General features: G+C 40.5%; 17 protein-coding genes. 5 read left to right on the top strand and 12 right to left on the bottom strand.

Annotated elements, in window-relative coordinates; all coding sequences use genetic code 11:
• Window positions 1-4: 4 nt before the first annotated feature.
• From IGI44_RS21225 to IGI44_RS21215, 3 genes are all read right to left on the bottom strand, one after another.
• Window positions 5-1,048 carry a DUF916 and DUF3324 domain-containing protein gene (locus IGI44_RS21225; protein WP_438789903.1) on the bottom strand — a complete coding sequence of 348 codons (1,044 nt, stop codon included), beginning with the start codon at window positions 1,046-1,048 and terminating at the stop codon, window positions 5-7.
• Window positions 1,049-1,108: 60 nt separating this feature from the next.
• Complete coding sequence (locus IGI44_RS21220) at window positions 1,109-1,762, bottom strand: WxL domain-containing protein (protein ID WP_438789902.1); 654 nt, start codon at window positions 1,760-1,762, stop codon at window positions 1,109-1,111.
• 441 nt (window positions 1,763-2,203) lie between these two features.
• On the bottom strand, window positions 2,204-3,319 hold the full coding sequence (locus tag IGI44_RS21215) for a tyrosine-type recombinase/integrase (protein ID WP_438789901.1): 1,116 nt from the start codon (window positions 3,317-3,319) through the stop codon (window positions 2,204-2,206).
• A 653-nt stretch (window positions 3,320-3,972) separates the two neighbouring features.
• On the opposite strand from IGI44_RS21215, the gene IGI44_RS21210 reads away from it, so the two are divergent.
• From IGI44_RS21210 to IGI44_RS21190, 5 genes are all read left to right on the top strand, one after another.
• Entirely contained in the window at window positions 3,973-4,671 is a 699-nt protein-coding gene (locus IGI44_RS21210) for a hypothetical protein (RefSeq protein ID WP_438789900.1), read from the top strand.
• Between the two features lie 539 nt (window positions 4,672-5,210).
• Complete coding sequence (locus IGI44_RS21205) at window positions 5,211-5,423, top strand: hypothetical protein (protein WP_438789899.1); 213 nt, start codon at window positions 5,211-5,213, stop codon at window positions 5,421-5,423.
• Window positions 5,424-5,489: 66 nt separating this feature from the next.
• Entirely contained in the window at window positions 5,490-5,882 is a 393-nt protein-coding gene (locus IGI44_RS21200) for a hypothetical protein (RefSeq protein ID WP_438789898.1), read from the top strand.
• 34 nt (window positions 5,883-5,916) lie between these two features.
• Window positions 5,917-6,570, top strand: coding sequence for a DUF2922 domain-containing protein (locus IGI44_RS21195; protein WP_438789897.1), 654 nt, complete (start codon window positions 5,917-5,919; stop codon window positions 6,568-6,570).
• Between the two features lie 305 nt (window positions 6,571-6,875).
• Window positions 6,876-7,163, top strand: a complete 288-nt coding sequence (locus IGI44_RS21190; RefSeq protein WP_438790306.1) for a phage holin family protein — start codon at window positions 6,876-6,878, stop codon at window positions 7,161-7,163.
• Window positions 7,164-7,293: 130 nt separating this feature from the next.
• Here the strand turns inward: IGI44_RS21190 and IGI44_RS21185 are convergent, their stop codons facing one another.
• From IGI44_RS21185 to IGI44_RS21145, 9 genes are all read right to left on the bottom strand, one after another.
• A complete protein-coding gene (locus tag IGI44_RS21185; protein WP_438789896.1) occupies window positions 7,294-8,469 on the bottom strand; it encodes an NAD(P)-dependent malic enzyme in 1,176 nt (391 codons plus the stop codon).
• A 22-nt stretch (window positions 8,470-8,491) separates the two neighbouring features.
• Window positions 8,492-9,025 carry a DUF1097 domain-containing protein gene (locus IGI44_RS21180; protein WP_438789895.1) on the bottom strand — a complete coding sequence of 178 codons (534 nt, stop codon included), beginning with the start codon at window positions 9,023-9,025 and terminating at the stop codon, window positions 8,492-8,494.
• The gene (locus IGI44_RS21175) at window positions 9,022-10,113 is read right to left on the bottom strand and encodes a CobW family GTP-binding protein (protein ID WP_438789894.1); all 1,092 of its coding nucleotides are present in this window, start codon (window positions 10,111-10,113) and stop codon (window positions 9,022-9,024) included. The genes IGI44_RS21180 and IGI44_RS21175 overlap by 4 nt, the downstream gene beginning before the upstream one ends.
• A 5-nt stretch (window positions 10,114-10,118) precedes the next feature.
• Window positions 10,119-10,442: a hypothetical protein gene (locus IGI44_RS21170; protein WP_438789893.1), complete on the bottom strand. Its 324-nt coding sequence runs from the start codon at window positions 10,440-10,442 to the stop codon at window positions 10,119-10,121.
• Window positions 10,443-10,516: 74 nt separating this feature from the next.
• Complete coding sequence (locus IGI44_RS21165) at window positions 10,517-11,452, bottom strand: polysaccharide deacetylase family protein (protein WP_438789892.1); 936 nt, start codon at window positions 11,450-11,452, stop codon at window positions 10,517-10,519.
• Between the two features lie 49 nt (window positions 11,453-11,501).
• Window positions 11,502-12,449 (bottom strand): serine hydrolase domain-containing protein, encoded by a 948-nt coding sequence (locus tag IGI44_RS21160; protein WP_438789891.1) that lies wholly within the window; start codon window positions 12,447-12,449, stop codon window positions 11,502-11,504.
• Between the two features lie 11 nt (window positions 12,450-12,460).
• Window positions 12,461-13,564, bottom strand: a complete 1,104-nt coding sequence (locus IGI44_RS21155) for a C45 family autoproteolytic acyltransferase/hydolase (RefSeq protein ID WP_438789890.1) — start codon at window positions 13,562-13,564, stop codon at window positions 12,461-12,463.
• A 36-nt stretch (window positions 13,565-13,600) separates the two neighbouring features.
• Window positions 13,601-13,804, bottom strand: coding sequence for a hypothetical protein (locus IGI44_RS21150; protein ID WP_438789889.1), 204 nt, complete (start codon window positions 13,802-13,804; stop codon window positions 13,601-13,603).
• Between the two features lie 147 nt (window positions 13,805-13,951).
• Window positions 13,952-15,043, bottom strand: coding sequence for a tartrate dehydrogenase (locus IGI44_RS21145; RefSeq protein ID WP_438789888.1), 1,092 nt, complete (start codon window positions 15,041-15,043; stop codon window positions 13,952-13,954).
• Window positions 15,044-15,138 lie beyond the last annotated feature (95 nt).

The following is a 15,138-nucleotide window of genomic DNA, read 5'->3' as shown; positions in this document are numbered from 1 at the left end:
TCCCTCACTTCCTTTCTTGCCAAGTGCGTTGACGACGCCTCAAGAACACGATCAATCCGATTAGACTCAATAGCAGGATTCCCGCGACCCATGGGACCCATTGCGGAACGATCAGCTTGAAGACAGTCTCTTCATTGATTTGATCTGCTCGTTCTTTTCCGACCTCGAAGGTCTCGTTCCATTTCCACGTGCGTCCGTCACCTTTGGCTTCCCCGGTAAATACATAGGTTCCAGCTTCAAATTTATCTATGCCCAATGGAATCTCAAAATTGAAATTCGAATTCGGCGCAACAGAGAAATTCTCCATCTCATGCTTTGACAAGACTTTCGATTCACCTTTACGCTTGATCTGCCCGTTGATCTTCATTTCCTGCAAGACTTTCGGCTGATTATTCTGGACATTCGCCGCGATCACTTTGCGGCCGTTAGACAAATCCAAGCCGACTTTCTTCAAATGAAGGTCTGCACCATGATTAAACTGCTCTTCGTCTTCTGTTAGCATCAAAGCAATCACTCGTGCATATTCTGGAGTCAGACCGCTTTTATTCTTCTCAGCAGCGCCGCCTTTGCGAACAAAGCGCAAGGAACCCAATTTCACACCTGTAAAAGATTCTTTAGGCGGTATGATCTCGTATTCAACGATCTTCTCTTCAAAGTTTTTTACTGTTACTTCCTTAACATTGTCTTTGACCTTTACCAAGCTGGTGATTGGATTCTTCAAGCTTTTATCCAGCTTCGGCTTGGCATTGGCATAATCAATCGCGCCGACTGAACTGCTTACTGCATCATGAACCGCTACACTAACTGTGACAGGTTCTTTTTTCGTACTGATCACTTTTACTTGAATCGTTTGTTTCTGTTCCGGTTCAACAGACAAATAATAGTAGGTTTTTGTTTTATCTACCTGATTTTCAGGTATGATACTTTCTACTGTAAAACCTGCCGGATCTTGTTCTTCTTTTTCTGCTCGACCAATCATCGGAAAGAACAAACTCCCGATAATCATAAGAAACAGACTGCCTCTAATAAACTTCAAGTACCTAGCCATGACATCCTCCTCCAATAAAAAAGGGAGAGGAGACTGCTCCTACCCCTCTTTTGCGTTCTATTAGATTGTGTCTTCTAATGACCAAGTTAGTTTGCCGGAATACTGTTTACCAGATTCTGCAGCATTTGCAGGAACATTTAATTTAATGTTGTCCATTTCCATGGCAGTCTTTCCTTTATAAGAAGAAGTGGAAGACCCATCATCTGACATAACAGTAGTAGCAGAAGCTCCTTGTGCCAAAGTTTGGTTTGCAGGAACATCAGCAGTATGAGCAGGAGTTGGAGCGATAATAGAGCCCGCTGCTTCAGGTGCGCTAGTTCCTTGATAAGCTTGTTTAACAGTGTCGAATGAAAGTGTTGCTCCTACTAATGGAATAGAGCCACTTGAAATATTACCCATTTGTGCTGTTAACTTCCATTCATCGGCTCCAGTTTCTGTTCTGGCATCACTGACCACTACATATTTTTTCACACCAGATACTTCCGAAAAAGCATTCGCTGCTGTATTCACTTGGTTAGAGCTTCCAAAATCAAATTTTATTGGAGCCCATTCCATCGTCAAATCATCCGTGCCAGGCGGCACTGTGTGATCCGAAAAGCCAATACCTACTTCCGTATCATGTGAATCCACTGCTGCTAGTGCCGTACCTCCTGCCACAAACATCCCTAAAACGGTCGCGCTGGCTAGCATGCCAGCAAATAATTTTTTCTTCATCTCTTGTCTCTCCCTCTTTTTTATTTTTTTTGAGATTTATATATCAAACAGCTCTTTGCTATTGATATCGAAAAAAATTGAAAAATAGGCAAAAAGAAATGGTAAACTTAATTCGTATGACTTATTTTCTGATGTTTGGGTTTTGTCCTGTTTTAAATAAAAATAAGAAATCCATCAGAAAGTGCAGAACAACGCGTAGTCATGAATATGACGGCTAATATTGACGGCTTTTATTACTTCTTGAATATAATTTTAAATAACAAGAAGTGATTTTCACGACTTTTTATTCTTAATATTTTCTTAATAAACAGCTTAGAATAGGATTTTTTTTAATCAATTTGTTTTTTTGATTTTGTTAGCGCTTACTTTGAAATGGCAAAAAAATGCTTCGCCAAGGAACAAAAATTAGGTTATTTTCATCAAATTTTATTTCATTTTTAATTAATCCGTGAGTGCTTCGATTGCATAAACCGCGGTGACTCGTTCTTCCAGCATCGAATCCGAATAAACATCTAGTGTCATCTTTGTTGAGGAGTGCCCTAGCAATGCACTAACGGATGCGATTCCGATTTTTGCTTCTAAACACCGTGTGGCAAAGGTATGACGAAGCTGATGAAAATGAATGCTCTCCAATTTTGCTTGTTTCCTTAACTGGTGAAAGTGATATGTTAGCACACGTGGTTCACACCCTTTAGACCCAACCGAAAAAACAAAGTCTGTATCACTTGCTTTCCTTAAACGTTTTAATAAGTTTTGCACTTTTTGATTCATTGGGATAATGCGGTGGGAAGCCGCACTTTTTACCTCATCATAGTTGATAATAGTCTTCTGGTTTCCGATAGCCTGAATTCGGTTACAGGTTTGACGAATAGAAATGATTCCTTTATTAAAATCAACATTTTCCCATTTCAAAGCCGCAATTTCTCCGATACGCATGCCTGTATTTAGTGCCAGCACAACTGCTTGTGACTTCGCATCGTTATTTTTATCCACTATCTCTAAAAGAGTTCGCTGTTGCTCAATTGTTAATGCTCGAACTTTTTTGGTTCTTCTTTTTGGCAATTGGACGGCATGGCAAGGATTCTTATAAAGAAGACCTTGTTTCTTTGCATCATTTAGAGTCTTCTTTAAAAGACAAACAATGATTTGAATACTGCTGGCTGAAAGCCTTTGATCAATATAATGATCAACGATTTCTTGAATACGCTCAGATGTGACTTGATACATTGGTGTATTTCCTAAATGAGGAAGTAGGTAGCGAGAAAGCTTATAGCAATAATCTGAAAACGTCGATACCTTCACGGACATTCGAATTTCTTTTTTCCATTGGATAATCCATTCACTGTATGTCATTAGGCTTTTTCCATACAGTTCCATCATTCGTTCTGATTGTTGCTTTAAAGGAAGCAGCTTTTCGCGCACGTCTTGATACGTTTTTCCATAGATGTACCCATATTTAAGCCGGCCATTACTCTTCCTGCCGATTGCGTAGCGCCCTTCCCAGCGTCCATCCTTTCTATAGTAAATATTCTCTCCTCTGGTAGATTGTTTCTCCATAAAATAACCACACTTTCCAACTGATTTGACGAGTATTTTTGACGGGGTTAGTAATTGTTACTTTTCATTAAACTTTCTTGTAACTTTCCAGTGTTTACTCACTCCAAAAGTTAAATACCAACTATAATTTTTAAATTAATATTGCAATTCCTTTTATAATATCCTATAATTTCTAATATAAAGATATTGGTAGACAAATATGATTAGTTTTTTTCTGGTTATTTGTCAGATTTCTTATTTTTATTTAAAACAAGTAAAATGAATTAATTATATTTGCCTTCAAGTCTTATTTTTATAATTTTTCACTTGACCCCGACAAACAACTCTTTGAACACCTTAGAAAATCCTTTCTTAGGCGTTTTTCTTCGCCCTTTATTGTCTGTTTTCAATTCCCACCCTGTTATCACACGTGAATTTTTGCATTTATAAAAAGGCCAAAAAATACATTTAAATAACGAATAAAAAAGTTCAATATTTTACGGTCAAAGGATATAATACCTCAAATAAAACATCACTTCCGTACTTTTTTCTTTTTTTGAAATAAAGAATTTCAGTTGTTTTTCTGTTTACCTGTTATTTTTGAAAATAATCTGTCAAAACATGCAGTTATTTTTAGGTATACTGGAGGCATCAAGAGTTAAGGAGTGATGCACATGTCAAATGAAGAGTATTTGGGAAAAATTTTGTACAACAATCGAATGTCTGAGGAGTGGTTATTCTTATTAGAGGATGCGCCTGAATTTAATCCGTTTGATTTGAAATCGATTACAGCGTTACTTGTGGCGCCTTGTGATTTAGGCACCGTAGTCTTGCGGGAAAATCAGCGTTCCTTGTATGATGGCAGCAGCTTGGAAACCTTGCGTACGTTCTATCAGACGCACCGCCTTTTTGATTACACGCTAACGAGGCGGTGTTTTTCAATGATCAACGGTTTTTCTTCGTATAAGGTACCGTTTATCAATTGGCACTTTGCCTTGTGTCCACTGGAGGCTCCGGAAAATTGTTCGTGGGTGAATCCGCTGGACATCTATGAGCTGCGAACCATCCGAGGGATCTGTTTTGCGGAGTTGACTACCGGCTTGGTTCTGGAGATTCCGACTCAGAAGCGCAGTTTTCTACAACAACTGGAAAAAGCGATTTATTCTTTATGCTATTTACGGCGCGAGTATTCGATCACGCTACACTATAATGGAAACCCGCTGGATTACCTTCACTTGCCTGATACCCCGCTAATGCAGCTATTAAGTAGACGTGACTTTCTCCAGTGCTGGATTACTGATCGAGGGGCTTTTCATCAGAGGTATATGAGCGAACTCCTCTTAAAATATCAAGAGGACTCTGATTTACGATAAAACAACCCATTGTGGACCTTCCGTTCTGTTGAACGTCCACAATGGGTTATTTTTATGGTGTTTTTCAGGTCAATAACTGAACAGAAAATGAAAACAATCCGCCCACTTACCTGCTATTGATAGACTTCTTTACCTAACAGTAATGATTAAGAAAATATTAAGCGAAAATAGGAATTAGACGAATCTATCAACTTTAAATCCAGAAAAAAAGTCCATAAACCTCGTCAAATCAAATTTCTTTAAGAAAGCATAAAATACAAAATGTGTCAATGTCTGCAAAATCACATTAGGCAATGAAAATAGCCTATTTTTTTCGTTTTCAAAAATAGGAACTCCCCATCTAATGGGATTTCTCGAAAAAATAAGGGAAAAACAGGTGCAATTTTGATCCTCGAATGCAATTTTGCCGGCTTTGACCTTGTTTGTCTTCTCCCCTTATGATGAGTTCACCAGCTGGAATGAACAAAGAAGGAGGCAGAAACAGTCACTTAACCAAAGAAATTATCCCATAAGAACGAAGGAAGAAAGGTGGACAGTCTATGAAACGACAAAAGGAAAACGCACAAACCAATCGAAGGAAGAAGCTGACAATGCGCTTCACGTGCCCAATCAAACAGATACCCGAGTCAGAAATGGCGAACCTGTTAGCACTTATTGAAAAGACACAGCTTTTTGCAAAAGACGATCTGGATACTTGCGCTAGGATTAAACAATCCCGATCCATTGAAACAACCGAAAGAATTCTATTTTAACTAAGAAATCGAGCGGCGGCGGGAGGAATCCCGCTTGCCTCTTCTCAAAAAGAAAGGATGACCAATATGAATGAACCACTTTTAACACACAATCAAGTGTTTTCCCTAAAACCCGAAACCTTAGAAAAACGAATCATGGAATATTACCAAGAAACCCAAAACAGCAGCTTAACCATCAAGTACCTTGTCGCCTTACGCGTCCGCTTTAAGCTTGGTGCACAGGAGTTTGCTCATATTTTAGAGGACCTTGTCCGCTATCTCTTCATGAATACGAAAGCGACACGCACCATGAAACGCTTTTTCTATTATTTTAAAGATTACTTTGACGCACCTGAGTGGAAAAGATTGACCTTGCGAGTCTTTCCGTTGAGAAACTTCGGTGAAAAAGTCGTCTCCGTTGCCCGTTCCCTGATGTCGTTTGTCCGTCCTGAAAACACAACAGAACCTGATAAGCCCTGAGTAATCCAGAAAAACTTGAAAGGAGAAAAAAGAAATGATTGAAGAAACAACTGATTTAGTCGTGAAGTTTGCGAAAAGCAATGGTAAAAACCATAACTGGCGCTACAAAGAAGTCAATACCAACCTGCCCGTAGAAGAAATTAAAGAAGCCTGCGAATTACTTACGACCCTCGATATTTTTGAACAAGACGGTGTGAAATTTTTTGATTCCGTCCTCTCAGCCAAATTTGTGACCACAACTGAAGTCACTCTATTCACGAACGCATCGGAGGAGCTTCATGAAACCCCTGAAACAGAGCAATCTTCCGCTCTTTTTCCTATGCCAGTTTCTGAAACAGGTTCTAAAGCAATTCCTAAAACACCTACGAAAGTTCCTGAGGATCGCTCCCCACGTATGGCGATTTCTTTAGAAGAAGCGTTTAATGAAAAAAATCACTTCCCGTTACCAGCAAATACTTTACCGATTGATGCTGTAAATCTAAAAGAAAAAACAGTCACTAGACCGATTGAAACTATTGAACCTACTATATCTACTGAACGTCCGCAACCAACACACGTTGCACAATCACAACCAGCAACAAAGCCTAAGAAAGCACGTAAAGGTCTGATCAACCGTCTGCTTTCAAGGAAAACGCGAGAGAATGTGGATACAGAGATTCGCTCCCACGAACCTGATGATAGCGGCTAAATTCTGCCCTTGTTTTTTTTGAGAATGTTTAGTTCTAGGGATTAATCGCTTTGGCAGGAAGCGGAATAGAGATGCCCCAGCGAATCATGAATCTAGCAGTTCGCTGTTAGATTTCTCCACTCGATCTAGCGTAGGTCACAGACTCCTGCGATCGAAATCACAAGTGTTGATTAAATCTATTGAAAGAAGAAATCCCCGCTAACTATTTATTTGGCGGATGTTTCCCAATTATGGGTGTCTTCTTGACAATGGTTGGCTTGGATCTTTTTACCGGCTATGCCAAAGCCCTGAAAAGCCATACATGAATTTACTCTATCAATCTATACGAACTATTTACCGAGTTCATCACGTTTTCAACGGTTATTTATGCCGCAGCTTTAGGCAAACTCGATCCTGTCGTTGGTATTACGCTGTCTATTAATATGATCTTGATCTGGACCACTCTCTTGATTTTGTATGAGATCGGATCGATTTTAGAAAATGCCCATGCCTTTGGTCTAAAGATCGCGTGGATTCAGAATTGGCTGCGGGTCTTTGAGCGAAATGTCGGGGATGTACCTGATAAGGATGATCAGGAGAACAATGTACAATAAAAAAAAGTATCCATACTTAAAGTCTGAAGCGACTTTGTAGTATGGACTGACTTTGCGTGGAAAAATAGGTGTTCGTTAAATTCAAAAACAAAAATGAAAATGAAAAGAACATTCACAACAATTTTTCTCACTATCTTAACCTCGATACTCCAGTACTTTTTGCCGCTTTTCCTACAGCTTCAGCGACTCGATCCTTGATTCTTTTATCGAAAGGAACTGGTAAAATATATTCTGAATCTAGTTCTTCATCACTTACGAGCCCTGCGATCACCTCTGCTGCAGCTAATTTCATTTCAGTATTTATATCTGTTGCCCTCGCATCTAACGCACCTCTAAATAATCCTGGAAAAACTAGAACATTGTTTAGCTGATTGGGAAAATCACTGCGTCCAGTCGAAACCACAGCTGCTCCGCCTGCTTTTGCTTCATCTGGAAAAATCTCCGGAGTCGGATTCGCACAGGCGAAGACAATGGCCTTCTCTGACATACTCTGAACCATTTCTCTGGTCAGTACGCCTGACCCAGATACTCCAATAAAAACATCCGCGTTCTTAATTATTTCTACTAACGAACCTGTTCTTTTTTCACGATTGGTTATCTGTGCTATTTTTTCCTGCTCAGCATTTAACCCTGCTTTTCCTGCATATAGGGAGCCTGTTTTATCAGTCAGTATTATCTGATTTGCGCCTTTGCTCATTAATAATCGTGCAATCGCTAAGCCAGCTGAGCCGGCTCCGCAAATCACGATCTGAACATCTTCGATTACTTTTTCAACAAGCCTTAATGCATTTATCAAGCCAGCCAAAGCAACGATAGCTGTTCCATGTTGATCATCATGAAAGATCGGGATATCGCAGCAAGCTTTCAATTTTCCTTCAATCTCTAAGCATCGAGGAGCGCTAATGTCTTCTAGGTTCACTCCGCCGAAGCTGCCTGCTAGCAGCTGGACGGTTCGAACAATTTCGTCAACATCCTTACTTCGAATACATAACGGAACAGCATCCACATCACCAAAGGCTTTGAAAAGCGCACACTTTCCCTCCATCACAGGCATACTTGCCTCTGGCCCGATATCTCCTAACCCCAAAACTGCTGTCCCATCAGTAACAACGGCCACTGTGTTCCAGCGTCGTGTCAACTCAAAACTTTTTGAAAGATCCTTTTTAATTTCCAGACATGGTTGAGCCACTCCTGGCGTATATGCCAATGAAAGTGCTTCTTTACTATCTACTGAAGCTCTTCCTGTTATTTCGATCTTCCCTCGCCATTTATAATGGGCTTTTAACGATTCATTTGCATAATCCATAACTGTATCCTCTCACTAGTTCTTAGTCTAAGACCTTTTCTCCACTGCTTCTGGTTTCATACCATGTCTTGAAGGCAATCGTCATCCAGCCGAAAAATAGGCCAAGAGTTAGAAAGGTAAGCTCACTAATAAAAATTGAGGAGAAAGTAGCTCCAGGAACATAGGTCATACAGCCAAAATAGGCACCGCAAGCGATATAAACGGATGGTACAAAACTAAACATGTGAGGGGCGATTTCAAGATAAAAGAGTATTGTTGCGATAATCAATATAGCTAAAGGTGTCGCAAAAAATCCCAATGAAGTAAATGGGCCTGACAATAAAATGATGACAATACCTGCGGTCATTCCAATAACAAATCCAATAAAGGAACGCACGCCATCTTTTATGGTACATCCAGCCATAAAATAAGTTGCCCAAGCTAAAAATGACACCCAAGCGAAGCCGCCATTTCCTTCTGGAGGAAACATACTGTGTATCGATTGATCAATAATTTGAATAATACATGCTTGCAGACCGACAAAAAGCGCAATAGGCGTATGATTTTTTATCTTCATATTTTATTTACCTCCGTTAGTATCTGTGTGTCTTCTTCCAATAGCGATAAAAAATGATTGAGTGATTTTCGAACCATTTGAGGTGAGATTTCTTGAACAATAAAGACAATTCTTGAGGAATGATCTTCATCCGGCCATTCGTCTAGATGTAACGGTGGGGTGATATGACTTTGGACCGTATTGAGAACAACTGGGCCTAAAGCGCCAGGCACGTTGAGAAGTCCCTTTATTCGCAGGATTTTCTGACCATGGCGATAAACTAAAGCAGATAACCAAATGGCAAAAGCAGTCCAGTCTAATGGTTTTTCTGTACGAATCGAAAATGTTTGAATACTATTTTCCTCATCATGGAATTTCTCATGATAATGATGGTGATCGTCATTCGCCTCTTCATGATGATGTTCATCGACTGTACTGATATTAGGCAGCTTGTTAAGCCAGACTTGTACTTCCTTGCTTTTTGTTTCTGGATTAAAGGGATCAATGTCAAACAGCATAGACCATAGATTTTCTGATTCATTTGAATCTAAGATTGTTGCCATTGGATTGATCTGACTTATTCTACTTTTTGTTAAGGCACATTGTTCTGATGTGGCGATATCTGTCTTTGTCAGAACCAATCGATCCGCAATAGCCGCTTGTCTTAAGCTCTCCTTATGTGTGTCGATCTGTTCAGCACCGAATATCGCATCAACCGTGGTAACGATGTTGGCTAAACGAACCTGTCTTCTCAGCATTGGATCACCGTCGAGTGTTTGCGCGATCGGTGTTGGATCAGCAAGCCCTGTAGTTTCTACGACGACACGATCAAAAGGCGCAATAATGCCTCTAGAGCGCCCATCAATCAGCTCATGCAACCCTGTCTGCAAATCTTCTCGCATCGTGCAGCAAATACAACCGTTTTTCAAAACTACTGTACTTTCAGTGAGCTTTTGGACAAATAAATGATCTAGCGCCACTTCGCCTAGTTCATTAATCATTACCGCAACACCAGCACCATCATCGCAATCCAAAAGGTTCTGCAAAAGGGTGGTCTTTCCACTACCTAAAAAACCAGTCAAAACAGTAACAGGAATTCGATTGTCCATTTTAATTACCTCTTTCCCATCCCAATAGCTGATAAATATTCTTCATCCAGAGGATCGATTGCACATAATCCAATCTCATCCGCTGTTAGCCAAACATGTGCTAGGTCATCAACGATCTTCATTTGTCCTGTGGGTCCTTTAATAATCAGCTTTGTATGGAAATCGCATAACTTCACCCGGCTAGGAGACAACAGCTCGTTTACCATAAAGATTAGTCTTTGACGCTCTGCTCTTCGTGTCGTATGCTCTTCTGCTCCTATACCATCGGGATTTTCTGCACGTTCTAGCCAATCCGCCCCGCCATTTAATACTCCACATGCTCCGCACATCGTCATTCACCTCTGATTTTTTATAAGATTCAGGCTGTCTTCGCGTAAGACAGCCTGATCGATTGGTTTTGATTTTAAACGTGAAGTCCGCTTGGTCCGCCGAGTTCAATATTAGAGCCAAATGGTGCCCGCTTACGATAATCATCTGCGGCTTCTTCCATGGTTACAAAACGTACGCCTTCATGAGACAGCATATGATCAAACAGTCTTTCCAACATCATCAAGCCATGAGGTTTTCCGCAGGCATCTGGATGGATCGTGATTGGCATCACTGCATAATCATGATGACGGTAAACCCAATCAAATTGATCCTGCCAGATTTCGCCCAATTGACGTCCGGTAATCCACCCATGACTGTTTGCGGATGCTTTTACAAATAGTAGCGGTGGGGCATCATCTAAATGCCAGCTACATGGAATTTCAACTAAATCTGCTGGTTCACCAGCCTGCCATGGTTTCATCCAATCTTCGGCTGAACCGTTGTAATTGATCTTTGTCCAGCTGTCTCCAACCCGAACATAGTATGGATGGAAGTCATCCTCCATCAAGCTGCTATCATATTTAATTCCGCGCTCAAGTAATAATTCCACTGTGTTCTTGCTTAGCTCCCACCACGGTGCCATATAGCCAACCGGTTTTTTGCCAGAGATTTTTTCGATCGTGCTGATTGTGCGGTCAAGCACTGCCGCTTCTTGTTCACGGGTCATCGCTAAGGGATTCTCGTGGCAATACCCATGGATACCGATCTCATGCCCTTTATTTTTTACTGCATCACAAATCATTTCGGCCGCTTTAGGAAAACTCTCCATCGAATGCCCCGTTACTCCCCAGGTTACTTTCATGTTATAGCGATTGAATAATTCTAAGAGACGTGGCACTCCTCGTTTCGCACCATACACACCACGGGAGATATCACAAGGTGAATCTTCGCCGCCCCACGAACCGATCCATAAAGATACAGCATCAAAGTGTGGGTTAATACAAATTTGAATGTCCTTTTTGGTACTCATAATAATGTAGCCTCCTCTATATAATTAATAAAAATTAAAACCAATTTGATCAGACTTTCGTCACCAAATCCTGCCAGATTATCTGTCGCAGCGGTGACTGGTCGTACTTGCCATTAGAGCCTCCGTCAGACGGTTCTAATGACAATACGGTAATGACTGCCTTTTTTTCTGGGATCACAACACAATATTGGCCAAAGATTCCCCACATGTAGCCTGCATTATTTACGCCATCAATCCACGTCTGATAGCCATAACCTGCCTTAACAGGCGGATCACTGGGAATCCGTTCACCACTCTCGGAATATGGTGTGAGCATGTCATCGATAAATTTCTCTGAAACGATTCGTTTGCCGTTGTATTCACCTTTGTTCAATAAAAATTGACCAAAATTACTGAGTTCATCAATACTTAATTGCAACGCATTTGCCGCTATCGTGTGCCCCATTGGACAGCTGGTCCATTCAACATTGTGAATCTCTAAAGGTTCAAACAAACGGTATCTCAAATATTCTCTAAGATTTTGTCCAGACTGTTTTTCGATAATACATCCCAAGATATAAGGATTCGCATTGTTGTATAAAAAGGTTGTGCCTGGTTGATCGAGAAATTTTGCATGCTTAAAGAAATAGCGAACCCAATCTCGTTCATGCTTCCGCTCATGACCATCTCTCCACAGCATCGTTTTACTGACACCAGAGGTCATCGTCAATAAATTCTTGATCGTCGCATTTAAAGCGTTTTTATTTTTAACATCGTAGCTTTCTTCTGGAAAGTAATCCGTTACTCGATCCTCTAAGCGAATGAGACCTTCCTTTATAGCAATTCCTGCGCCAACCGCAACAAATGTTTTTGAAATAGAATACGTCTCAAATCTTGGTTTTGCTGAAAATCTGGTCCACTCGTCAACGATCCTGTCTTCTTTTCTGATTTGAGCAGCTAAGAGATACAGATTCTTTTTTTCAGCGTCCTTTAGAAATTTTTCTAGCAACTTGGTCATGACAACCTCCTTTATTCGTTGTATTGATACACCTGAAAGTCCTCTTCGCAAGGTGAGCCTGGGCAGAAAAACATTGTACTAGCTGTTAAATCTATGACAATTGAAAATACTGTGGCTAATCTTTGTCCTTCCGATACCGCTGAATTACTGTGCCGACAAATGGAATCAGGAAAACCTGTATGATTTTTTAGCATCTCCTTAATCGATTCAACTGAAAACAGTCTATTTTGTTTTTTTACCATTTGCTCCCCTCGATACTGTCTTAAAAATGTATCCGGTAGTTTTCGTTTGAAGGTATCATGATAGGGATCACGAGGTAGTCTCGGACTGAGAAAATGATTCGTATGAACGATTACTCCATCATTGGGAAGAATCACATCAAAATCATCATTGGATATTTCAATGTCCACCGCTTCACCATCTTTACTTCCAATCACAAAATTGGCGCAACAGCCTAAAGGCTTACTTACAGCAGCAGACATCGCCTCACTCAATGTTTTAGAATCTAGAATTCCTCGCATCGCAATATGCAGCGGTAATCCCGTTGGCGGCGAATCCACCGATAGCGCATTCAAATAGACGCTGATTCCACAACTGTTAAAGCCTGTTTTCCCTATAATTCCAGCTTCTGTAATCATATGAATGGTTGGTTTTCCGTTACTTTGGGTAATATTCATCATAACCATCGACGCTTTTCTTGATTCCTTCCAATCCCAGTTGTGAGCGACTAGTGTGTGATTTTCTTCCGTCACTTCTGGAAGGAAAACAAAGGAGGTGCACCCATCGATTTCTGGCGCGGACGATGCATTCCCTTGCAGGGCCAACTCGCTTCTCGCATTCAGTGTCAAAATATCGTCAAAAGAAACTTCTGCGCCATCGGCAATCCCTCGCATTTCATCTAAATAGTCTGGATTATAGATGCGAATCGGTTCAATGTACCTTTGCGCCATTTCTTTTGCCCTCTCCCAATCCAAATCGGAATAGTCCTTAAACATCACTTTGTAGCTTTCAATCGAATAAAGTACCTGTTTGCTAAATAATGTTCCATGCTGTTTGCCAATTTCATAGGGTGTTCCCGAAATATCCGCCATTGGAAATAATGAGTTCTTAGTCATCACACTTCTCTCCTTAATTCAAAATTCAAATAATTCTCATGCAACCTCTTTTTCATCTTCTAAACAAAGTCTTTCCCGCTCTTTATCCAATCGTCTATTTCGAAAGTACAAACAAATATCAACTCCAACGATCACTAAATTAATCACATAAAAAATCACAACGTAACTGATCGTGCCATTTAGAACTTTTCCAACGATTCCAAATATATATCCTGTAAAAATAAAGCATTCAAAAAACAAACTTTTTCCTTCTGAAGTACGTGAAACATAGGATTTGTAGACGGACAAAGGCCATGACAGTCCAAAACAAAGTACCATCATAATTTCAAAATAATTCGCGATGTTCCTCACCTGCTCTCCAAAATAAAACTGAATGAAAACTTTTAGTTAATCAGCAATCAAATTTATCGGAATGTCAGAATTCGATAGCTTCTCGATCACCGCATCAGTAATTTCGCTTGTTGTGGCATTTCCGCCTAAATCAGGCGTTCGCACATTCCCTTCACTCAAGACCTGTTCGATCGTATGGATAATTTTTTCTTCCCATTCCGGATAACCAAGATGAGTCAGCATTTGCCCAGCCGTCCATATCGTTGCCATCGGATTCGCAATCCCCATTCCGGCAATATCAGGAGCCGAACCATGTATCGGTTCAAACATCGATGGATGGTTCTTTTCTGGATTGATATTCGCTCCCGCGGCAAGTCCCATCCCACCAGCAATCGCAGCACCTAGATCAGTGAGAATGTCCCCAAACAAATTGCTCGTCACAACGATCTGGAATCGTTCTGGCTGCGTAACCATTAGCATACTTGCTGCGTCTACTAGGTAGCTGTGAGTCTCAACCTCTGGATACTCTTGGCTGATTTCTTCAAAGATTTGATCCCAGAAAACCATTGAATAGTTCAATGCATTTGCCTTGCTGACACTAGTAAGCGTTTTCTTTTCTTTGCGTGCTACTTCAAAGGCATAGCGGATGATTCTCTCACAGCCGATTCTAGAAAAAACACTATCTTGAATGACTACTTCATTTTCCTTCCCCTCAAACAACCAGCTGCCGCTTCCTGCATACTCACCTTCTGTATTTTCACGGATGAACAGCATGTCAATATCTGTCGTAGATTTGTTTTTGATAGGACAAGGAGCACCTTTTAATAGTTTGACCGGTCTGATATTGACGTATTGATCAAACCGTTTACGTATTACAAGCAGTAGCTCCCATAATGAGACATGGTCAGGAACTCCGGGATATCCTACAGCCCCTAAAAAAATGGCATCTGATTCTTCCAATTTTTCTAGACCGTCGTCATCCATCATCTTTTTGTTCTCACTATAATATTCGCATCCCCAAGGATACTCAGTGTATTCAAAATGAAACCTAGAATCTACAGTTGAAATATAGTCTAGAACTCTCAACCCTTCACGGATCACTTCAGGTCCTACACCATCACCGGGAATGACCGCAATTTTATAATTCATACCGTCCACCTCTTAACATCATTTATACATTCATCTTACAAGACAAAAGAAGCGGTGAAAAATATCAAAATCTTTCATCGCGATAACTTTTTTTT

This window comes from Enterococcus sp. DIV0756 (genome assembly GCF_051710745.1).
Lineage (GTDB): Bacteria > Bacillota > Bacilli > Lactobacillales > Enterococcaceae > Enterococcus_A.
Note: the sequence above shows the minus strand (reverse complement) of the source record. Positions and strands in the feature narration are given on the sequence as shown.